Here is a 21091-nt window from a genome sequence, read left to right as displayed (position 1 = left end):
TGTCCCTATAGCGATGTAACCACAAAACCAAGTTCTTTACTGTGAATTAAAATACACAAGCCCTAGGTATATTTCCTAGGGCTTTTTTAGATTTTATCGACAAAAGGTGATGATCAAGTGAGAACGAATGAAGAATGGATGGACCTTGCGCTCAATCTGGCTGAAGCAACGATAGGTCAAACAAGTCCGAATCCTTCAGTTGGAGCGGTAGTCGTGAAAAATGGTGAATTACTCGGTGTCGGTACCCATTTAAAAGCTGGTGAGGCACATGCAGAAGTTCATGCCATTGCTCAAGCAGGTGAGAAGGCAAAAGGAGCGGATGTCTATGTTACGCTGGAACCTTGTGCTCACTACGGTAAAACACCGCCATGTGCAGAACTCCTAGTGAAAAGCGAAGTAAAGAAGGTCTATATTGCATGTCTTGATCCAAACCCTAAAGTAGCAGGAAAAGGTGTAGAAATTTTACAAAATGTTGGTATCGAAGTAGAAATAGGTATTCAAGAACAGCGTGCCTTAAGAATAAACCAACACTTTTTTCATTACTTAGAAAAAAAGCGTCCCTTCATTACTTTGAAAGCAGCGACAACATTGGATGGTAAAACTGCTACTGCTACAGGTGATAGTAAATGGATCACGTCGACAGAAGCAAGAGAAGATGTTCATAAAGAACGGCATAAACATGATGCAATCCTAGTGGGGAGACAAACGGTAGAAAAAGATAATCCCAGTTTAACAACGCGACTGCCCCAAGGCGGAAAAAGTCCGATTCGCATTATTTTAGATACCAATTTATCACTGACAGGCGATCATCATATATTTGAAACTGATTCACCAACTTGGATGGTATGTGGTAATCAAGCAGATAAAGCACAATTTACAACAACGTACCCACATATCAAGGTGATTCAATTGCCTACTGAAAAAATTGCATTAACCGATTTAATGGAAGTCTTAGCAGAGGAAAAAGTCCAGTCCATTTATGTAGAAGGTGGCGCTACTATACATCAAGCTTTTCTCAGAGAAAGATTATTTGATGAATGCCATTGGTATATTGCACCAAAACTATTAGGAGGGCAGGATGCACAGTCCGTAATCGGTGGTGCATCACCGATAGCGATGAAAGAAGCGCAACAACTAGAATTTATAGAAATCCAACAAATTGGTCCAGACCTTAAGCTTATCGCAAAACCGAAGGAGGAGTCCTAATGTTTACTGGCATTGTAGAGGAAAAGGGAAAAATAGCGTCGATAACGCAGAATAATCAAGCTTTACAATTAAAAATACATGGAAAAAAGGTCACAGAAGATGTCTCGGTAGGCGATAGTATTTCTGTCAACGGTGTTTGTTTGACCGTAACTGAATTTGCATCTGATTGGTTTGCCGTTGATGTCATTCCAGAAACATTCCGTGGCTCATCACTATCGAAATTATCTTCACAATCTGAAGTTAATTTAGAACGTGCCATGCATGCCAATGGGAGATTTGGTGGCCATTTTGTCTCCGGTCATGTTGATGCAGTTGGAACGATTGAACGCACATGGCAGGAAGATAACGCTAAGTATTATTACATTTCCGTACCTGAAACACGTTATATTACACTGAAAGGTTCGGTCGCAGTGGATGGTACTTCACTTACTGTTTTTGGAGTGGATGAGAAAGGATTTACCATTTCACTCATCCCAGAAACACAAACAGCAACTGTCCTTGGAGCAAAAAAGCAAGGGGACATAGTAAATGTTGAATTTGATATGTTAGCAAAATATATGGAACGTCTCCTGCAAACATCTAATCAAACAACAGGTATTACAGAAGAGAAATTACAGCAATACGGATTTTAAGGAGGTGTAGCGATGAAGCACTCAGTAGAAGCAGCTATAGAAGCATTAAAAAAAGGAGAAATTGTTATCGTTGTGGATGATGAAGATCGTGAAAATGAAGGGGATTTTATTGCCTTAGCAGAACATACGACTTCAGAAGTGATTAATTTTATGGCTAAGGAAGGTCGCGGATTGATCTGTGCACCGATGACCAAAAGTTACGCTGACCGTTTTCAGTTAGGGGAAATGGTGACACGAAATACCGATGATCACGGTACTAACTTTACTGTCAGTATTGATTATCATACAACACATACGGGAATAAGTGCACAGGAACGCGCATTAACGATTCAGAAATTAGTCGATGATACGACGACAGCACAGGATTTTAAACGACCTGGTCATGTTTTTCCATTAATTGCAAAAACAGCAGGAGTACTGGAACGAACAGGTCACACCGAAGCGGCGATCGATTTAGCACGTTTAGCAGGTTCAAAGCCTGTGGCGGTTATTTGCGAAATTATGAATGAAGATGGAACAATGGCGCGCCAACGTGATTTAGAAAAAATGGCAGACAAACATAACATGCCTATGATTTCGATTCAAGAATTAATCCAATACCGCAAACGTTATGACCAATTAATTGTCAAAGAAACAGAAATTAATTTACCGACTGCATATGGTGACTTTAAACTTGTTGCCTATACAGAAAAATACACTGGTCAGGAACATGTCGCACTATATAAAGGTGAATTAAATCCTCAAGAACCGACATTGGTGCGTGTACATTCTGAATGTTTAACCGGCGATGTCTTCGGCTCGGAGCGTTGTGATTGTGGACCACAATTAGAAAAAGCATTAGAGGAAATCCAAAACACAGGGCGAGGCGTGCTCGTCTATATGCGTCAAGAAGGCCGTGGTATTGGCTTAATTAACAAAATGAAAGCATATAAATTGCAGGAGGAAGGCTATGATACGGTGGAAGCGAATCACCAGTTGGGCTTTCCAGACGATTTAAGAGACTATGCGATCAGTGTTCAAATATTAAGAGATTTAGGAGTTGGAAAGCTGCATTTACTCACGAATAATCCTCGTAAGCTTTCAAGTATTCAAGAGTATGGACTCGAATTAGTAGGAAGAAAAGCAATTGAGATTCCGGCCAATAAAAATAATGAGAGATATTTACAAACAAAAGTAGAAAAATTAGATCATTTATTACATGTAAAAGGTAATCAAGATGGAGGAGGAATTTAACATGACAAAAACATTTGAAGGTAATCTAGTAGGTACAGGTTTAAAAGTAGGGATTGTTGTAGGAAGATTTAATGAATTTATTACAGGTAAACTGTTAAGTGGCGCAGAAGATGCTTTCCGTCGTCACGGTATTTCAGAAGATGATGTCGATGTAGCATGGGTACCAGGAGCATTTGAAATCCCGTTAGTAGCGAAAAAAATGGCCGAATCAGGAAAATATGATGCGGTTGTAACATTAGGTACTGTTATTCGTGGTTCTACACCACACTTTGATTATGTTAGCAATGAAGTATCAAAAGGTGTAGCAGGTGTTTCTATGGATGCTGGTATTCCGGTTATTTTCGGTGTGTTAACAACAGATACGATCGAGCAAGCAATCGAGCGTGCTGGTACTAAAGCAGGAAACAAAGGAGCAGAAGCGGCAATTTCTGCAATCGAAATGGCCAATTTATTAAGAGAGATTAGTTAATTAGAAGAGTGACAGTTTGAATCTAAACTGTCACTCTTAACATTTTTACAGTAATTCTTTTAGGTCTTTTTCTATTTCTTTCGGTTCAGTCTTCGGTGCATAGCGTTTTACGACATTTCCATTCTCATCAATCAAGAATTTCGTGAAATTCCATTTGATTTGATCTGAGATTATTCCAGGTGCTTCTTTAGTGAGGTGCTGAAATAGAGGATGCGCATTTTTGCCTCGTACATCAATTTTTGCAAACATCGGGAAGCTGACTCCATAATTAAGGCGACAATATTCTTCCGCTTCCTCACTCGAGCCAGGCTCTTGATTCATAAACTGGTTACAAGGAAATCCTAAAATTTCTAATCCGTCATCCTTATATTTATTATACAATTCTTGTAGCCCATCAAACTGGGGAGTAAAGCCACATTTACTAGCGGTATTTACAACAATCATCGCTTTTGCCTTATAATCGTTAACTGTTTTTTCTTCACCTTTAACTGTTTCAATTGTAAAATCAAACAATCCCAATTAAATCGCCTCCTATATAAAAGGATAGCATATTAAGTTGGTAACTACGAGGAACAGCTTGTTTCAACGACGAAAAAAGTATAATAAAAAATCACGAGGATTAAACCTCGTGATTTGATTAAGATTCTTGCATTACGCCGTCTTCTTCAGCGATGTGATCCAATCTTGCTTGAATTTCTTCTTCAGAAAGATTGTGTTCTTCCACATATAGATTGCGAGGGTGAACACGGCATTCGTGTGTACATCCGCGCATATATTTATGTTCATTCTCTTCGGAGCATAAAATTTGTTTATTACAGTCAGGGTTAGCGCAATTTACATAGCGTTCACAAGGTTCACCATCAAAGTAATCATTTCCAACTACAACATGTTCTTTGCGGTTTACTGGAACTGAAATTCGTTCATCAAACACATAAAGTTGACCGTCCCATAAGTCACCTTGTACTTCGGGGTCTTTTCCGTAAGTGACAATTCCACCGTGAAGCTGTGCGACATCATCGAATCCTTTTTCTTTCATCCAACCACCGAATTTTTCACAGCGAATTCCGCCAGTACAATACATAAGTATTTTCTTACCTTCTAATTTTTCACGGTTATTCTCAATCCATTCAGGTAAGTCACGGAAAGTCTCAATATCAGGATTAATCGCACCACGGAAATGACCTAGTTCATATTCATAATCATTTCTTGTATCTAAAATAACAGTGTTTTCATCTTGCATTGCTTCATAAAACTCTTTAGGATCCAAAAAGTCAGCATTTTTTTCGCGTGGGTCAACATCTTCTTCACCTAAGCGAAGTGTTACTAACTCTGGACGATGACGACAATGCATTTTCTTAAAGGCATGTCCATCCGACTCATCAACTTTGAACATCATGTCACTGAATTTTGGATCATTATGCATTGCTTCCATATACTTATTAGTTTGTTCCACAGTTCCAGAAACGGTACCATTAATACCTTCTTCAGCTACAAGAATGCGACCTTTTAATCCTAAGTCTTTACAGAATTTTAAGTGTTCTTGTGCAAATGTTTCTGGGTCTTCAATTGTGACAAACTTATAATACAACAATACTTGATACTTTTCTTTGTTCTCCATTTTTTTACCACCTATCAATTCATATTTGCAAGATATAAATGTTTTTAGGTTGGTTTGTACTTTTATAATCTTGCAAGACAATATTCTAACATGTTTTTCTTGACTTCACAATCCATTTTAGTTCTAGTATATGTTCAGATTTTAACACCATTCATTAAGCCTTATACTCCTTCTTTTTCAAAACGATAAATTTCGGAGTTACGCCCCATCACAATTAAAAGATCTTCTTTTAATACTTTTTCTTCAGCTTCTGGTCTTACGATCATTTCTTTATCTCTGTGTATACCGACAATCGTGCATCCGAATCTTTCTCTTACACTCAATTCAGCCAAAGACTTATTATGTAATTTGTTAGTGGCGACGACTTCTACCATACTGTAATCTTCAGATAACTCTATATAGTCAATAACATTGTCAGATACGGTGTGATGAGCGATACGTCTTGCCATTTCTCGTTCTGGCTGGATAACCCTATCGACCCCAATTTTGCTTAACACTTTATGATGATAGTCATTTTGTGCTTTCGACCATACCCTAGGAACTCCAAGATCTTTTAACAATAAGGATGTTAAGATACTGGCTTCAATATTTTCTCCGAACGAGACAAAAGCATGGTCAAAATTCCTAATGCCAATTTCTTTCAAGGAAGCTTCATCAACGCCATTTGCTTGAACCGCATGTGTTGCAATTTTGGAATATTTTTTTACTTTGCTTGGATTTGTATCAATTGCCAATACATCTTCGCCTAACTCAGCAAATGATTTAACTAAATTTCCACCAAATTGACCTAGTCCAAATACTGCGTACTGTTTTTTCATTATTGTATCTCCTTTTTTAAACAGAAAGAGACCACCCTTAATAAGATGGCCAATGATCTCATTAACCCTTTCGCACAAATGCTGACGAGGTTAGCTGTCGGATTAGAGAATGAGGTATCCCTTCTTCACTAAGTATGTTAAGATTCATCCCAAGATAAACATGTAGTTTATCAAAAAAATGATTTCCTCGCTCATATGGTAATGCTTAAAGGGTAGTTTTATAAAAATGATAACTATACAATACTCTTGTAGATTTGGCTAGTCAATAGTAAGTTTGTGATAAAAAGTTTGTTATAGATTTCCTTCAAACCACTTAATCAATGCTTGCGTTCCTCGGTCTTCCAACCCTTTTTCGGCTAACTCTTCATATAATTCTAATGACAAAGCCAATCCAGGTGTTTGTAATCCCATTTTCTTCGCATTTGCTAAGGCAATCTTCATATCCTTAATAAAATGTTTGATATAAAAACCAGGATCGCTGTCGCCTTTGATCATTCGTGGTGCCAAATTAGACAGAGACCAACTGCCTGCTGCACCAGTTGAGATGCTTTTTAAAACGCGTACTGGATCAAGTCCAGCTTTTTTGGCATACATAATTGCTTCTGATACTCCAATCATATTGGAAGCTATTGTAATTTGATTTGCCATTTTCGTATGCTGCCCTGCCCCTGCAGGTCCTTGTAAGACTATATTTTCACCCAATTTTTCAAAGATGGGGCGCATTGCCTCAAAATCCTTTTCTTTGCCACCAGCCATGATGGTCAGTTTGCCATTTTTAGCACCGATATCACCACCGGATACAGGTGCATCTAAACTGTGCAGATCCTTCTTTTCAGCTGCTTGAGAGATTGTTTCGGCAAGAACAGGATCAGAGGTAGTCATATCAATTAAATAGGTTCCAGGTTGTGCATGTGTAATAATACCATCTTCACCAAGGTAAATGGTTTCAACATCGTAAGGATAGCCTACGATAGAAATGATGACGTTTACCCTTTGGGCTAGAGAAGCAATCGATTCTTCCCAGACTGCTCCGGCATCCAGAAGTTCTTGAGCTTTAGCTTTCGTTCGTGTAAAAAGATGAACCTCATATCCAGCTTCAATTAAATGTGTTGCCATACTTTTCCCCATTACACCAGTACCGATAAACCCGATTGTTGTTGTCATATTTCTCCTCCTTTTTCTTTTACTTTACCAAAAAATAGCCGGTTTCCCAATGGTTGTTTTTAAAGACGAGATAATGGGAATAGTTGCATAAGGGGAGGGTGAATATGAATCAAAAAGTATTAGATCATTGTAAACAACTCCTGGAAAAAAGAAAAGAAGAGTTGCATCGTGAACAATTAAGTAAAGATAATCCATTAGATGAAGCAGTAGGTGAACTGTCAACATTTGAGGATAACCATCCTGCAGACATGGGAACAGAGCTTTTTGAAAGGGAAAAAGATATAAGCATCGATCATCACTTGCAGGAAGAGTTAGCGGAGATAGAACATGCTTTAGAAGCAATTGTCAACGAAACCTATCCATTTTGTGAGAAGTGCGGAAAACCTATTGATGAGGATCGTTTGTTGGCTATTCCAACTACGAGATATTGTATTGAACATGGAAAATAGAGAAAACCCCAAGTATTCAAATGCTTGGGGTTTTCATCTTTATTACATATCTTTTTGTTCATTTAAAACTAATGTTGCAGTTTGTAGATTACCTTCACGATAGAAGGATATCGTTACTTCTTCACCAACTTCTGTTTCGCTATACAGATATTTCTTAAGATCTAACATGGATTCGATATCTTTGTCGTTAAGTTTTGTCACGACATCATATTGTTGTAGACCGGCTTCTTCGGCTGGTGAATTTGGCTCAACTTGTGCGATGACAACACCTTTTTCAACACTTTCATCTAATTGCAATGTTTCCTGAATATGACGTTGAGGAACAGTTGAGAGATCAACAGCACTGATTCCGATAAATGGACGTTTAACCTCGTTTCCTGTTTCAAGTTGTTCAACAATTGGTTTCGCATCATTAATCGGAATCGCAAAGCCAATTCCTTCTACGGTAGATTGGGCAATTTTCATGGAGTTAATACCAATCACTTGCCCATTCGTATTAATTAAGGCTCCACCACTGTTACCAGGGTTAATTGCTGCATCTGTTTGAATAACGTTTGTGGTCCAGTCTGGTTGTCCGTCTCTATTTAAGTCGACATCGACTGAACGATCCAACCCACTGATAATACCTTGTGTTACAGATCCAGCAAACTCTTGTCCGAGCGGGTTACCGATCGCAATTGCAGTATCACCTACAGTTAAATCATCTGAAGATCCCAATTCTGCAACTGTCGAAACTTGCTCACTAGGGATACGAAGGACAGCTAAATCGGTTAACGCATCTGTTCCCATTACGTTAGCTGCAACATGTTCACCATTTGTGAGAATCACTTCTACTTCTTGAGCACCCTCCACAACGTGATTGTTCGTAACGACGTAAGCATATTCGTCATCCTTTTTATAAATCACACCTGATCCTGTGCCAGCTGCATCAGATTCTTCCCACAGGCTGATTTGTTGAATGTTGGAGACACCAACTACTGCATCAGATACTTTTTCTACTGCACTGCCAATCGAGTTAGAGGATTGATTAGCAAGATTAGTTGTCGGTACAGCTTCCTCTGTTGAAGTTTGTTCAGTTTGCTCACCATTCTGATTGTTGTCTTCAGAAGAAGTAGCTTGATCATCATTGATCATATTAAGGAAAATACCACCGGTAAACAGTGCGGCAATTACACCACCTGCAACTCCGCTCATTAACATAGCTAATGTGTTTTTCTCTTTTTTCCCTTTTTTATTTTGCTCTGTTGTTTGTTCTTGATTGAATTCTTCATTCATTTATTATCACCCTTTCGCAGGAAATTTAATGTATCTTCTATTATTTATCATACCCGTTATATACGGCATGTTAATGGGATAATTGTATAAAAAATGTGTAAAAGGAATATTTTATCGCTCGTTGCTTAATTTTTCTTTGTAAATGTGCGAAAATAAGAGCAAGTAAATAGGGGTACAATAGGAGAGGTGAAGCAATATGAATCAACACATCTATATTGTAGAAGATGATGCAAATATTAGAGATATCGTAAAAGCTTATTTAATAAAGGGAGGATTTCAAGTAACCCTTTTGGAGAATGCGGAAGATGCATGGCAGCGTGCTCAGAGTGGACAACCTGATATGTGGATTCTTGATATTATGTTACCAGGAATGGATGGTTATGAATTATGTAAAAAAATCCGACAAGTAAGTGAAGTACCGATTATTATCATATCGGCAAAAGATGAGGAAGTCGATAAAATTCTCGGTTTAGAACTTGGCAGTGATGATTATTTAACGAAGCCATTTAGCCCGCGGGAATTAGTAGCGAGAGTGAAGCGGTTGTTTAAAAGAGCAGAAGCGCTGCCAATTCAGCAATCTAATTCAACAGCTGTTATTGAATTGGGAGAATTGGAGATCGATAAAGCAGCACGAATTGTGCATTGGAAGAAAGAGGAAATCGATGTAACATCTAAAGAATTTGCGATGTTAGAAATCTTTGCACAAAAACCAAACCGAGCTTTTTCTAGAGAAGAATTACTTACACTGGTTTGGGGAGATGATTACTTCGGGAGTGATCGGGCAGTGGATGATTTAGTGAAAAGACTAAGAAAAAAACTGGATAGTTTACCGATTGAAACCGTTTGGGGATATGGGTACCGCCTAGAATATGATGAGGGCGACCAATGAAGCTGCAATATCAATTAACAATCGCTTTTACAACATTACTAGTGGTGATCATGACCGTTACTGGTATTATGATTTACTCACAAATGCTCCAAATGTTAATTAAGGACGAGCAACGCCAGTTAGAGGACAAAGGGGAATTGATCGTCAATTTCATATTGTCAGAAGATCTCAATAATACGACAAATGTACAACGATTATTGCAAATGCTAGAGCAATATAATTTGCAAGTCTTTGCGTATGATGAAGCAAGTGAAAGGATCGTTTTTTCCTCGATTCCTAATATGAATACGATTGAATCGTGGATTCAGGAATATGATCTTGACAGTAGGACACAGCCTTTATGGCAGGGAAAAGATGATAATTATGTGGTATCAATAATTCCGATCTTGTCTCCGTTGTCCACTCAACATTTAGTATTACTTACACCGTTAGATGATTTGCAGGACGTACAAAAAAGCTTGATGAACCGATTGTTTTTGATTTTCCTGATTGGAATTGCGGTAGCTGTTTTGCTTAGTCATTATTTGACAACTAAACTTGTTACACCATTAACGAAACTCAAACATCAATTAAAGAAAATCGAAAAACGCAAATTTGATGAGATGGAAGAAGTAAAAGCAACTGGAGAAATCAAAGAGGTCGAGCAAAGTGTTGTTGAAATGGCAAATGAGTTAAATAGTTTTATTCAGTCACAGCACCACTTTTTCCAGAATGCTAGCCATGAACTTAAACCCCCATTAATGACGATTCAAGGTTATGCAGAGGGGATTCGTGATGGAATATTTGAGGGAGAAGAAGCTAGACGTGGTCTGCAAGTGATGGTAGCAGAAATTAAACGTCTGAAAAAAATAATTAACGAAATTATTTTACTAGCTAAACTGGATAGTGAAGCAGATATCTATCGACCAGAAAGGGTAAATAGTAAAATATTTATGGAACAAATTATGGAAAGAGCAATTCCGATCGCAAACGAAAAACAGATTCAAGTTAAACAAAACCAAGTCGATGAAGTGGAAGTTATGTTTGATGGAGAAAAAATGTTACAAGCAGTGATGAATATCATTACAAATGCGATTCGACATGCGGATACCCAAGTGGAAGTGACGGCGTTTACCGAGAATAAACAATTTCAAATCCAAATTACGGATGATGGTGAAGGAATAGATGAAGAACTATTGAAAAAGTTATTTCACCGTTTTGTCAAAGGTGAGAGTGGAGAAACAGGTCTTGGCTTAGCGATTGCACGGGCGATTATCGAGCGGTCAGGAGGATCAATTAAAGCAGAAAATGCGCCGTATGGTGGAGCAAGATTTACGATTATATTTACCGAATTTGAAAAAAATAACGATTATTGATAACAATTCCTGACTATTATGATATACTAGGTAAGTTGTCACGGTGCTAATCGTCCGTAAAACCCCACTTTAAGGTTGAAATAAATCGAAGAAGCTAAGTGGGGATCAGATAAGCTAACAACCTGATAAGTTTCGCTTAGCATCAGTGGGGTCGCTTCCGCAGATGGAAGTCTCACTTTATAATATGATGAACGCATCTTTAAGAGGAGAGAATAAAATGACGCAATTGAGAGAAGAACTTCGCAACATTGCGATTATTGCCCATGTTGACCATGGCAAAACGACGTTAGTTGACCAGTTACTCCGTTACTCAGGAACATTTCGTGAAAATGAGCAAGTGGAAGAGCGTGCAATGGATTCCAACGATATTGAAAAAGAACGTGGAATCACGATTTTAGCGAAAAATACTGCGATTAATTATAATGATACACGCATTAATATATTGGATACACCAGGACACGCTGACTTCGGTGGTGAAGTAGAGCGGATTATGAAAATGGTGGACGGGGTATTGCTTGTGGTGGATGCTTATGAAGGATGTATGCCACAGACCCGTTTTGTACTAAAAAAAGCATTGGAACAAAAATTGCAGCCAGTTGTTGTACTAAACAAAATCGATAGACCTAATGCGCGTCCAGATGAAGTTGTTGATGAAGTATTAGATTTATTTATTGAACTTGGTGCTGATGATGATCAATTAGAATTCCCGGTTGTTTATGCTTCTGCGTTAAATGGTACATCCAGTTATCCAGATGAAGAGCAACAGGAAACAATGGAGCCAATTTTTGAAACGATCCTAGAAAAAATTCCTGCACCTGTTAATAATGCGGATGAGCCTCTGCAATTCCAGATCACCATGCTTGATTACAATGACTACTTAGGACGTATCGGTGTTGGCCGTGTCTTCCGTGGCTCGATTAAAGTAGGACAGCAAGTATCACTGATGAAGACTGATGGTTCGGTGAAAAACTTCCGTGTAACTAAATTATTTGGATTTATCGGTTTGAAACGAATCGAAATTGAAGAAGCAACAGCGGGAGATATTATTGCGGTTGCCGGTATGGAGGATATTAACGTAGGTGAAACGGTTTGTCCGACTGAACATCAGGAAGCATTACCGATTTTACGTATCGACGAACCGACATTACAAATGACGTTTGTAGTGAATAACAGTCCTTTTGCTGGTAGAGAAGGTAAATATATTACCTCCCGTCAAATCGAAGAACGTCTATTATCACAATTAGAAACAGATGTAAGTTTACGTGTTGACCCAACTGATTCACCAGATGCATGGACCGTATCGGGGCGTGGTGAACTACACTTGTCTATATTAGTTGAGAATATGCGTCGTGAAGGTTATGAACTGCAGCTTTCTAAACCGCAAGTTATCATTAAAGAAATCGACGGTCAGCAATGTGAACCAGTTGAACGTGTCCAAATCGACGTACCAGAAGATTATACAGGTCCAGTTATGGAATCTCTAGGTGCACGTAAAGGTGAAATGCTCGATATGGTAAATCATGGAACTGGACAAGTTCGTATGGAATTTAAAGTGCCATCTCGTGGATTAATCGGTTATGCCACAGAATTTATGACACAGACACGTGGTTACGGAATTATCAACCATACGTTCGAAGAATATGCTCCACTTGTAAAAGGGCAAGTAGGCGGCCGTCGCGAAGGTGTACTAGTAGCGCTAGAAAATGGCAAAGCATCTACGTATGGTATCATGAACCTAGAAGACCGTGGTGTCATTTTTGTTGAGCCAGGTACAGAAGTATATGCAGGAATGATAGTTGGCGAACATAACCGTGAGAATGACCTAACGGTAAATATCACCAAAGAAAAACACTTAACCAACGTACGTTCTGCAACGAAAGATCAAACTGCAACGATTCGTAAAACACGTAAAATGTCATTAGAAGAAGCAATTCAATACTTGAATGACGATGAATATTGTGAGGTTACTCCAGAAACTGTTCGTTTACGTAAGAAGATCTTAAACAAAAACGAACGTGAAAAAGCAGCAAAGAAAAAAGGTTAATGGATAAATAAGAAAAACCCGTTTTGATAGCTATCAAAACGGGTTTTCATTTATATCAAAGTCCTTTCTTCCGCGGATAAACGATTATATCCAAGGAAGGGAAGGAAATATCCCTGGAAGCGCCATTCTGTTCCGAGGAAAAGGTCTTCTCTTCCGGGGATAATCGGCTATATCCAGGGAAGGGAAGGAAATATCCCCGGAAGCGCCGTCCTGTTCCAAGGAAAAAGTCTTCTCTTCCGGGGATAATCGGCTATATCCAGGGAAGGGAAGGAAATATCCCCGGAAGCGCCGTCCTGTTCCAAGGAAAAAGTCTTCTCTTCCGGGGATAATCGGCTATATCCAGGGAAGGGAAGGAAATATCCCCGGAAGCGCCGTCCTGTTCCAAGGAAACAGTCTTCTCTTCCGGGGATAATCGGCTATATCCAGGGAAGAGAAGGAAATACCCTGGAAGCGCCATCCTGTTCCGAGGAAAAAAGTTTTTCTTCCGAGGATAATCGGCTATATCCAGGGAAGAGAAGGAAATATCTCGGAAGCGCCATTCTGTTCGCATCTATTGTGCTAGGTTTTTTAACTTAGATATTGGGGTATATTTTAGGTGATGGAATCGAAGAAAAGAGGGGATATCATGCGTTTTTTTAGACGCTTCAAATTTCTATTCAAATTCCGTAAATCGTTTCCTTTCTTTAAGGAATTCTACTTATCCAAAGAAGTAAAAGTGACTGCAAAGTTAGCATCACTTATTCTCATCATCGGATATATCATTTTCCCGTTTGATGTAATACCCGATTATTTGTTAGTACTCGGTTTATTTGATGATGTTATGGTTGCGACATTGATTCTTCAGCAAATGGTCAAGATGGCGCCTGATAGTTTACGTAAAAAATACGATATAGAGAGTAAATAACTCTCTATATCTCTCTTCTCATCGCTTTTAATACATCAATTTGTGTAGCTCGTTTAGCAGGCTTTAAGCCAGAAAGAACCGTTACAATTAAACAGATCACAGCTGCAATAACAATCAATGAAGGAGGGATACTGGAAAACTGGAATCCTTCAGGTAACTCCTGCTCAAAGGCAGATTCAATGATTAATGGTAATCCAATGTTTAAGAGAATGCTAATGACAAAAGCTACTACAGTACCGATAAATGCCCCAAGTAGACCGATATAACTACTTTCAAGCAAAAAGATCTGCTTAATTTTTTTCGGGTGGGCACCAATTGCTTTCATAATGCCAATATCGGAAGTTCTCTCGGTAACGGCCATTGTCATCGTATTATATATACCAATCGATGCAATTATGATAGCAATCGTTCCAATAAAAATCAGTCCGGCTTTTGCGATCGTAAAAAAGGTATTTAAATGGTCTAGTTCGCTCGCTGCAGAATATACTAAGTAATTCTCTTCAGTTAAATACTCCGAAATCTCTTGTACTTCTCCCAACGAATTAGCATATCCATAGACATAATCATAACCAGTAACTTCTTGTTCAGCTTCAGGATAGTTAGGATCAACTATCGCTCCTCTAGATGTTTCCGTGAATGATTCTACTTCAGTTAAAACATCATCCGATATATATACTTGTCTATCTTGCATCCAATCTCTAGCAGGTGGTTCAACGATACCAGTAATGGTTAAAGTAATCTCATGCTCTTTCGTTTCACCATCTACATTTTGCTCGACTACCATTTCAATTTCCTGACCAATAAGTGATCCGTCATATTTAAATTCCTCTTTCAACATACCTTCTTCATCATAAATCTCTTCATCTGCTGAGAGATCTTCAGGATAAAGATTTTCTAAAAAATGTGAGCCTACTACAGCTTCGTAAGGCTCTTCCGGTAAATTACCATCAGTAAGTTCCATTCCTGCCTTTAATTCTGATGGGAAGTGGGATACGACTGTTTCCGTACTTCCGCTGTAACCATCCATGTTAAATAGAGGTGTTTGTCTTAATGTTTGTTGTCTAGTGACAGTTTTCATACCTTCGACTTTTTCAAGTTCCTCTATTTCTTTATCCGTAATCGGTGCATAGCCATCTTCTTTTTCGATTCCCCCTATTTGCATTTGAGTGACCGAGCGATCGCGAATGATATCGTCGATAAAGGTTGTATGTAAACCAAAACCAACAGAAGCTAAAACAATTAAAAACGCGACCCCCATCGCGGTTGCCAATACCGTCATAAATATTCTGGATTTACTCCGTTTCATATTACTGCGGACAAACCGCCATTGATCTTTAAATGTCATGCACTAACTTCCTCCTTTACAATTTCACCGTCATGAATATGGATCTGTTTCGAAGCAATTTGAGCAACCTCTTCGTCGTGTGTAATCATTAAAAAGGTAATGCCTAAGTCCCGATTTAATCCGGTAATCAAATCTAAGATTTCTTGTTCCGTTTCACTGTCTAAACTACCTGTCGGTTCATCAGCAAGAATGATAGGTGGTTCTATTACGAGTGTTCGTGCGATACTTACCCGTTGCTGCTGACCACCAGACAATTCGCTAGGATAATGATGATGGTAATTGGAGAGGCCGACTTGTTCTAATGTTTGTTCGGTCTTCTCTTTTCTTTCTTTCTCTGACAGCCCTTTTAACACTAAAGGTAGTTCTACATTTTCAAAGGCGGTCATACTTGGGATCAATTGAAAGTTTTGAAAGATAAAACCGATATTTTCTAATCGAAAATCCGCATATTCTCCTTCGTTTAAATTGGTTACATTCATCTCCTTAATCCATACCGATCCGCTAGTTGGTTTCATAAATCCGCCGATAATGTTGAGTAAGGTCGATTTACCAGACCCGCTTTTACCTGTTATCGCCAGAATCTCCCCTTTATCTACAGAAAATGAAATGTTTTTTAACACTGGAAGTGCTGTTTCATTCTGTTTTTTTCCTAATAAAAATGTATGGTTGATGTCTCTTACATCTATCATGTTTCATCCTCCTTTTTTTCCTTTCACTAGTAACTGACGAATGAAAATCTTTCATTACTTCATTTTTTTGGCAATAAATATTATTTTTTTATGTTAAAATAAGGGGAGTCTTCTTGGAGGAGTTTTTGTATGAAGCATGCTAGTACCATTTGTTTGCTGTTGCTATTATTGGTTACAGGTTGTGCAGGACACCAAGAATATCAGGGACACTTTCACCATATGGATAAAAAAGAAAGATCTTACAAAGAATCCGATATCCGTTTCACTACAAATGAAATAGATATCGCTGCGATTGGAGATTTGCTAATTCATGAACGAGTTTATAATGATGCGTGGAATGGTGAAAAATATGATTTTCTGTCGATGATCAACCCTGTACAGGACTATTTAAAGACACCAGACATTACAATGGCTAACCAGGAAACGATTATGGGTGGAGAAGAAATTGGTTTATCCGACTATCCACAATTTAACAGCCCTTTTGATTTAGGAGATGATTTGCAAGAAGCTGGTGTTGATATCGTAACGATGGCCAATAATCATACGCTAGATAGAGGGGAAGAAGCGATTCGTAATGCGATTGCATATTACGAGGAGATCGATATGCCTTATACCGGAAGCTTCAAAAGTGAGGAAGATCAACAAACATTACGAGTTTTAGAAACAGAAGAAGGTATTTCAGTAGCTTTCTTAAGTTATACATACGGTACGAATGGCATACCGATTCCAGATGGGAAGGAATATTTAGTCAACTTAATTGATCATGAGCAAATTAAAAAAGATGTTTCCGAAGCTGAAGAGTTAGCGGAAGTTACGATCGTGAGTTATCATTTTGGACAAGAATATCAGCGGCTGCCGAATCAGGAACAAAAGGATCTAGCGCAATTTGCGGCAGATCTTGGTGTTCATGTGGTGATTGGTCATCACCCACATGTGCTGCAGCCGATTGATTGGCTAGAAGGTAAAGACGGTAACAAGACGTTGGTCGCCTATTCGTTAGGAAATTTCCTTTCAGGTCAATATGAGCTATACAGGAGGATCGGTGGGATTTTACAATTTTCCATTTCAAAAGATGGATCAAATGTAAAGGTGCATTCTCCGTCTTTTTTACCGACTTTTGTTCAATTTGACCTCATTGATGAGACGATCACAGACTTGCAAGTATTACCGTTAAAGGATGTCTCAGAGCAACAATTACCTGATGCATCAGATCATTTATCAGAGATTAAAGAGCATCTCTCAAAAAATATAGAGGATCTTGAGTTTATAGAATAAGGAGAATGAGGAATGGAATGGCGAAATATTTATCGTGGCATGTTAATGGGAGCAAGTGATGTTGTTCCAGGTGTTAGTGGTGGTACAATTGCTGTTGTATTGGGTATTTATGACCGATTAATCGAAGCAATAAACGGATTTTTAAGTAAGGATTATAAGAGACATTTAAAGTTTTTAATTCCGCTTGGTGTAGGCGTTTTAGCAGCAATTTTTCTATTGGCTAAAGTAATTAAGTGGTTGTTTGCGCATTATCCTGAACAGACTCAATTTGCTTTCTTAGGTTTAATTATCGGGGTTTTGCCATTTCTCTTTCAAAAATCAAATGCTAGAAACACTTTTAGAGCAAAACATATCATTTTAATGGTAATTGGTACTTGTATCGTTGGCTCTATGGCCTTCTTTCAAACGGGAGAACCAGAACCAGTTACCGTTTTTCATACAACAACATACCTCTGGTTATTTGGTTCAGGCTTCCTAGCAAGTGCAGCGATGATTTTACCTGGAATCAGTGGTTCTATGCTGTTGTTAATTTTGGGATCATACTCGACAATAATTCACGCAATAGATAGTCTGAATTTCTTCGTAATAGCGGTAGTTGGTATAGGAATTTTACTAGGCATTGTATTAATGAGTAAAATTATTCGATATTTTTTAATGACATTTCCGACTGCTACTTACGCTTTTGTGATTGGTATGGTGATCGGATCTGTATTTGTTATTTTTCCAGGATGGCCAGCTAGTGTTGGAGCAACAGTTATGTGTATCATCACTTTTGCAGGTGGTCTACTTTTTGCCTATTTATTAGGCAGGGTGGAATATCGTTAAACAGAATAGTTGCTTTCAAATCCTGTTCATGCTAGCTTTTACTAAAGTACCACTTGAAAAAGGAGAATGCATAATGGAAGCTATTAAAACAGAAGAACAGTTTAATCAAATTATCGCTTCAGAAGATCCAGTTATTATTAAATTTTATGCGGACTGGTGTCCTGACTGCAAGCGTATGGATATGTTTATTGGAGATATTTTAGAACAGTACAATAACTATGATTGGTATGAAGTCAATAGTGATGAAGTACAAGGATTGGCTGAAAAGTATGAAGTAATGGGTATCCCAAGCTTACTTATTTTTCAAAACGGAGAAAAACTAGCACATCGCCACAGTGCCTACACCAAAACACCAGACGATGTATTAGAGTTCTTACAAGAAGAGTTAGCCTAAGAGACAGTCTCAGCACTGTCTCTTTTTATGTCGTAAAATAGTTCATAAACTGTGGAGTAACGTTGACAAGGATTTGCTCTCTTCCATTCTTCACTAAGAGAGTGCTGACGAACCGCTCCGGCAGAATACTGCGCTTTCCGTGGGCACGGCCACCACAACACTATGCAAAGCGAAGTATCTTCTCGGAGCGTATACAAGCATTCAGCAAAAATCAGCTTGGAAGAAAGCCTCATTCCGGAAATTTTCCCAATTCACAGCAGTTTTTATCTATTACGAATCTGATAAGTAGAGCAGCACTATTTTTTATTATCGCTTATTTGTATAAAATGACAATTTCGGAAACCTTTTGACAACATTTTTCGTATATATGTGAAGGGGGGCGTTTATGTGTTAGAAGTGAAGCAGCTAAAAGTTGAAATTGGGAAAGAAACCATCCTTGAAGACGTAGGATTTTCCGTTGAAAAAGGAAGCATTGTAGGTTTGATCGGTCATAACGGGGCAGGGAAATCAACCGTTATGAAAACAATCATGGGGTGGCAAGACAAAAAAGAAGGCACTATTATTTTGAATCAAGTGGATCAAGATCAATCATTTATCACCTTTAAAAAACAACTAGCTTATATCCCAGAAGAACCATTTTTATTACCGGAACTAACAACGATGCAACATTTTCAACTATATGGTCAAAGCTATCAGCTCGATGAAAAAACATTTACAAGACGTGCAAAACAACTTTCAGAGCAATTTGAAATAGCGGATAAACTAAATGAATACCCAGAATCACTTTCGAAAGGTATGCGTCAAAAAGTGCAAACGATTTGTGCATTATTACCAGAAGTCCCATTACTATTAATTGACGAACCTTTTATGGGTCTAGATATACATGCAGCACATGACCTGCAAGAAATGTTGAAGAAAAAGGCGGAAAATGGTACAAGCATTCTACTCACCTCCCATCAATTAGAGAGAATGGAAGAGTTAGCAGATACATATATTATGCTGCATCAAGGACGTGTAGCAGAACATGGCTTGATGGAAGAGTTCCACTCACTATCAAGGAGAGGGACAGAATGAAAGCTACCGTTCAAATGATGCGATTTCTTAAAAAGAGTCGCATACGTAAAAAGCAAAAATTATACAAATTAGCCTTTGGTGTGGCATTTGATTGGACAACAACAATCTATACCGGTTTCTTTGCGATCATGTTTTTATTTATTGCATATGATACCTTCAAAAGCATGGAGGCTGTCTTTCTGAACTATCAGGCAAATATCGAATTATTTTTTCCGCTAATAGTATTGGGTTTGATATTCGGCGCGATTGTGCTTTCCTTTCAACATCCATCGCTACCGATTACAAGTGCAGAATGGAAGTTGACGTCGCTTCCTTTTTCGATAAAAAATATATGGTTATATGCTTTATGGATCGTGATTAGAAAACGGTTCGTTGCTTTAACGTTAATGTTGTTGCTACTAGTGCTGGTTACTCCTTTTTCTACATTAGTTCTCGTAAAATGGTATGCTGCTATTTTAATAGTAGTATTTTTAACTGTCATACCTCAATGGTACTTTTTTCAGATAGAAGGTTTTAAAAAAATCGGACTCTATCTGTTGGCTGTTTTGGTTATTGGTGTAATTCGTCTGACTTTTGTATTATTAGAGTTAAACGCGGACTCTGTCTGGATGCTTATTATCTTCCTATTTGCCCTTAACGTATGGATATGGCCACGTCGGTTGACAAAAGTCAATTGGATGAAAGTGATTGAGAAAAGTGATGACAAAGAATGGAACATGTTCTTTGTTAAACAAATGAGTAGAATGGATCAAGTAAAGCAGCAACGAAGAAATTATTTCTTGAAAACACTTTTCACATCCAAAAAAGCAAAACTTCCTTTTCCTTATCAGCAGCCGACTAAACTAATGCGAAAATTATGGAGGCGTAGTATCAATCAGGAAATCAGTATTATCTATACGATGCTATTTTCGATATTAATTATTATGATTTTGCTTTCCTTAAGAGGAGGCCCACTATTACAAGGGATTGCTATTATATTGTCGTTGTTTATCTTCATTAAGGTTATAGCAAGTTTTTTTACTGCGATTTTTAAAGACAAATTACTTCACAGTATTCCTTGGAATATGTCGGTAATAACAACTGCTTTTTGGCAAATGTCATCTTTACTAAGTATCATAGTGATGTTGGTTGTTTCAGTGGTTGTCTTACTTACGAATACATGGAGTTGGTGGTTAATAGCTCAGCTTTTATATGCTTTTATAGCACTATTCTTTTTGTTAGATTGTGAGATAGAGAGAAAAGTAAAAGCATTAAATGAAAAATGGTATACGCCATCTTTTGTTGATCAAGTGATGGGAATATCCACTTATGTGACAATGGCGTTTAGTGTGTTATATCCTGTTATGATTAGTTATTTATTAATAATCTTAGTATACTGGATAGTGAAGAAACATTATTTCCCATTAAAAATTGACTAGTTCTAGTTGTTTGCC

At 38.1% G+C, this 21091-nt stretch carries 21 protein-coding genes and 1 riboswitch; of the genes, 14 read left to right on the top strand and 7 right to left on the bottom strand.

The features are described 5' to 3' along the window. The first annotated feature begins 117 nt into the window (after window positions 1–117). The 4 genes from ribD to ribH are packed head-to-tail and all read left to right on the top strand — an operon-like array spanning window position 118 to window position 3540. Window positions 118–1206 (top strand): bifunctional diaminohydroxyphosphoribosylaminopyrimidine deaminase/5-amino-6-(5-phosphoribosylamino)uracil reductase RibD, encoded by a 1089-nt coding sequence (ribD, locus tag GH715_RS14720; RefSeq protein WP_276208118.1) that lies wholly within the window; start codon window positions 118–120, stop codon window positions 1204–1206. After that, a complete protein-coding gene (gene ribE / locus GH715_RS14715) occupies window positions 1206–1838 on the top strand; it encodes a riboflavin synthase (RefSeq protein WP_153835976.1) in 633 nt (210 codons plus the stop codon). Before ribD ends, ribE begins: the two co-directional genes overlap by 1 nt. Window positions 1839–1850: 12 nt before the next feature. Next, window positions 1851–3071: a bifunctional 3,4-dihydroxy-2-butanone-4-phosphate synthase/GTP cyclohydrolase II gene (locus GH715_RS14710; protein WP_153835977.1), complete on the top strand. Its 1221-nt coding sequence runs from the start codon at window positions 1851–1853 to the stop codon at window positions 3069–3071. Window position 3072: 1 nt separating this feature from the next. Further along, entirely contained in the window at window positions 3073–3540 is a 468-nt protein-coding gene (ribH, locus tag GH715_RS14705) for a 6,7-dimethyl-8-ribityllumazine synthase (protein ID WP_153835978.1), read from the top strand. Between the two features lie 45 nt (window positions 3541–3585). Here ribH and GH715_RS14700 read toward each other — a convergent pair whose 3' ends face one another. From GH715_RS14700 to GH715_RS14685, 4 genes are all read right to left on the bottom strand, one after another. Continuing rightward, the gene (locus GH715_RS14700) at window positions 3586–4059 is read right to left on the bottom strand and encodes a glutathione peroxidase (RefSeq protein WP_153835979.1); all 474 of its coding nucleotides are present in this window, start codon (window positions 4057–4059) and stop codon (window positions 3586–3588) included. Between the two features lie 118 nt (window positions 4060–4177). Then, window positions 4178–5158, bottom strand: a complete 981-nt coding sequence (gene trhO / locus GH715_RS14695; RefSeq protein ID WP_153835980.1) for an oxygen-dependent tRNA uridine(34) hydroxylase TrhO — start codon at window positions 5156–5158, stop codon at window positions 4178–4180. 161 nt (window positions 5159–5319) lie between these two features. Next, window positions 5320–5976 (bottom strand): potassium channel family protein, encoded by a 657-nt coding sequence (locus GH715_RS14690; RefSeq protein ID WP_153835981.1) that lies wholly within the window; start codon window positions 5974–5976, stop codon window positions 5320–5322. Window positions 5977–6040: 64 nt separating this feature from the next. Then, window positions 6041–6199, bottom strand: a riboswitch (cyclic di-AMP (ydaO/yuaA leader). Window positions 6200–6267: 68 nt separating this feature from the next. Beyond that, window positions 6268–7140 (bottom strand): NAD(P)-dependent oxidoreductase, encoded by an 873-nt coding sequence (locus GH715_RS14685; protein WP_153835982.1) that lies wholly within the window; start codon window positions 7138–7140, stop codon window positions 6268–6270. Window positions 7141–7244: 104 nt separating this feature from the next. Here GH715_RS14685 and GH715_RS14680 point away from each other — a divergent pair, with 104 nt between their 5' ends. Then, complete coding sequence (locus tag GH715_RS14680; RefSeq protein WP_153835983.1) at window positions 7245–7589, top strand: TraR/DksA C4-type zinc finger protein; 345 nt, start codon at window positions 7245–7247, stop codon at window positions 7587–7589. Window positions 7590–7631: 42 nt separating this feature from the next. On the opposite strand, the gene GH715_RS14675 is transcribed toward GH715_RS14680, so the two are convergent. Then, window positions 7632–8864, bottom strand: a complete 1233-nt coding sequence (locus tag GH715_RS14675) for a S1C family serine protease (protein WP_153835984.1) — start codon at window positions 8862–8864, stop codon at window positions 7632–7634. 196 nt (window positions 8865–9060) lie between these two features. On the opposite strand from GH715_RS14675, the gene GH715_RS14670 reads away from it, so the two are divergent. The 4 genes from GH715_RS14670 (at window position 9061) to GH715_RS14655 (ending at window position 14056) form a co-directional block, all read left to right on the top strand. Then, window positions 9061–9753 (top strand): response regulator transcription factor, encoded by a 693-nt coding sequence (locus tag GH715_RS14670; RefSeq protein ID WP_153835985.1) that lies wholly within the window; start codon window positions 9061–9063, stop codon window positions 9751–9753. Next, window positions 9750–11108, top strand: coding sequence for a sensor histidine kinase (locus GH715_RS14665; protein WP_153835986.1), 1359 nt, complete (start codon window positions 9750–9752; stop codon window positions 11106–11108). Before GH715_RS14670 ends, GH715_RS14665 begins: the two co-directional genes overlap by 4 nt. A 217-nt stretch (window positions 11109–11325) precedes the next feature. Further along, the gene (gene typA, locus GH715_RS14660; RefSeq protein WP_018932025.1) at window positions 11326–13152 is read left to right on the top strand and encodes a translational GTPase TypA; all 1827 of its coding nucleotides are present in this window, start codon (window positions 11326–11328) and stop codon (window positions 13150–13152) included. A gap of 625 nt (window positions 13153–13777) precedes the next feature. Next, on the top strand, window positions 13778–14056 hold the full coding sequence (locus GH715_RS14655; RefSeq protein WP_153835987.1) for a YkvA family protein: 279 nt from the start codon (window positions 13778–13780) through the stop codon (window positions 14054–14056). Window positions 14057–14060: 4 nt separating this feature from the next. Here the strand turns inward: GH715_RS14655 and GH715_RS14650 are convergent, their stop codons facing one another. Both GH715_RS14650 and GH715_RS14645 read right to left on the bottom strand, forming a co-directional pair. Further along, window positions 14061–15401: an ABC transporter permease gene (locus GH715_RS14650; RefSeq protein ID WP_153835988.1), complete on the bottom strand. Its 1341-nt coding sequence runs from the start codon at window positions 15399–15401 to the stop codon at window positions 14061–14063. Beyond that, window positions 15398–16090, bottom strand: a complete 693-nt coding sequence (locus GH715_RS14645; protein ID WP_153835989.1) for an ABC transporter ATP-binding protein — start codon at window positions 16088–16090, stop codon at window positions 15398–15400. Before GH715_RS14645 ends, GH715_RS14650 begins: the two co-directional genes overlap by 4 nt. Before the next feature lie 129 nt (window positions 16091–16219). On the opposite strand from GH715_RS14645, the gene GH715_RS14640 reads away from it, so the two are divergent. The 5 genes from GH715_RS14640 (at window position 16220) to GH715_RS14620 (ending at window position 21076) form a co-directional block, all read left to right on the top strand. Next, window positions 16220–17365 (top strand): CapA family protein, encoded by a 1146-nt coding sequence (locus tag GH715_RS14640; RefSeq protein WP_153835990.1) that lies wholly within the window; start codon window positions 16220–16222, stop codon window positions 17363–17365. A gap of 12 nt (window positions 17366–17377) precedes the next feature. Beyond that, window positions 17378–18190: a DUF368 domain-containing protein gene (locus GH715_RS14635; protein ID WP_153835991.1), complete on the top strand. Its 813-nt coding sequence runs from the start codon at window positions 17378–17380 to the stop codon at window positions 18188–18190. A gap of 73 nt (window positions 18191–18263) precedes the next feature. Further along, window positions 18264–18584 carry a thioredoxin family protein gene (locus tag GH715_RS14630; RefSeq protein WP_153835992.1) on the top strand — a complete coding sequence of 107 codons (321 nt, stop codon included), beginning with the start codon at window positions 18264–18266 and terminating at the stop codon, window positions 18582–18584. Window positions 18585–18971: 387 nt separating this feature from the next. After that, window positions 18972–19658, top strand: coding sequence for an ABC transporter ATP-binding protein (locus GH715_RS14625; RefSeq protein WP_163578680.1), 687 nt, complete (start codon window positions 18972–18974; stop codon window positions 19656–19658). Then, window positions 19655–21076: a hypothetical protein gene (locus tag GH715_RS14620; RefSeq protein WP_153835993.1), complete on the top strand. Its 1422-nt coding sequence runs from the start codon at window positions 19655–19657 to the stop codon at window positions 21074–21076. Before GH715_RS14625 ends, GH715_RS14620 begins: the two co-directional genes overlap by 4 nt. The last annotated feature ends 15 nt before the right edge of the window (window positions 21077–21091 follow it).

It is taken from the genome of Gracilibacillus thailandensis, assembly GCF_010994055.1.
Lineage (GTDB): Bacteria > Bacillota > Bacilli > Bacillales > Amphibacillaceae > Gracilibacillus > Gracilibacillus lacisalsi.
The sequence above is the reverse complement of the archived record's forward strand: the minus strand, read 5'-3'. Positions and strand labels throughout refer to the sequence as shown.

Coding starts and splice junctions, on each gene's coding strand:
- ribE (WP_153835976.1), top strand. CDS start 1,206: ATGTTTACTGGCATTGTAGAGGAAAAGGGAAAAATAGCGTCGATAACG.
- GH715_RS14710 (WP_153835977.1), top strand. CDS start 1,851: ATGAAGCACTCAGTAGAAGCAGCTATAGAAGCATTAAAAAAAGGAGAA.
- ribH (WP_153835978.1), top strand. CDS start 3,073: ATGACAAAAACATTTGAAGGTAATCTAGTAGGTACAGGTTTAAAAGTA.
- trhO (WP_153835980.1), bottom strand. CDS start 5,158: ATGGAGAACAAAGAAAAGTATCAAGTATTGTTGTATTATAAGTTTGTC.
- GH715_RS14690 (WP_153835981.1), bottom strand. CDS start 5,976: ATGAAAAAACAGTACGCAGTATTTGGACTAGGTCAATTTGGTGGAAAT.
- GH715_RS14685 (WP_153835982.1), bottom strand. CDS start 7,140: ATGACAACAACAATCGGGTTTATCGGTACTGGTGTAATGGGGAAAAGT.
- GH715_RS14680 (WP_153835983.1), top strand. CDS start 7,245: ATGAATCAAAAAGTATTAGATCATTGTAAACAACTCCTGGAAAAAAGA.
- GH715_RS14675 (WP_153835984.1), bottom strand. CDS start 8,864: ATGAATGAAGAATTCAATCAAGAACAAACAACAGAGCAAAATAAAAAA.
- GH715_RS14670 (WP_153835985.1), top strand. CDS start 9,061: ATGAATCAACACATCTATATTGTAGAAGATGATGCAAATATTAGAGAT.
- GH715_RS14665 (WP_153835986.1), top strand. CDS start 9,750: ATGAAGCTGCAATATCAATTAACAATCGCTTTTACAACATTACTAGTG.
- typA (WP_018932025.1), top strand. CDS start 11,326: ATGACGCAATTGAGAGAAGAACTTCGCAACATTGCGATTATTGCCCAT.
- GH715_RS14655 (WP_153835987.1), top strand. CDS start 13,778: ATGCGTTTTTTTAGACGCTTCAAATTTCTATTCAAATTCCGTAAATCG.
- GH715_RS14650 (WP_153835988.1), bottom strand. CDS start 15,401: ATGACATTTAAAGATCAATGGCGGTTTGTCCGCAGTAATATGAAACGG.
- GH715_RS14645 (WP_153835989.1), bottom strand. CDS start 16,090: ATGATAGATGTAAGAGACATCAACCATACATTTTTATTAGGAAAAAAA.
- GH715_RS14640 (WP_153835990.1), top strand. CDS start 16,220: ATGAAGCATGCTAGTACCATTTGTTTGCTGTTGCTATTATTGGTTACA.
- GH715_RS14635 (WP_153835991.1), top strand. CDS start 17,378: ATGGAATGGCGAAATATTTATCGTGGCATGTTAATGGGAGCAAGTGAT.
- GH715_RS14630 (WP_153835992.1), top strand. CDS start 18,264: ATGGAAGCTATTAAAACAGAAGAACAGTTTAATCAAATTATCGCTTCA.
- GH715_RS14620 (WP_153835993.1), top strand. CDS start 19,655: ATGAAAGCTACCGTTCAAATGATGCGATTTCTTAAAAAGAGTCGCATA.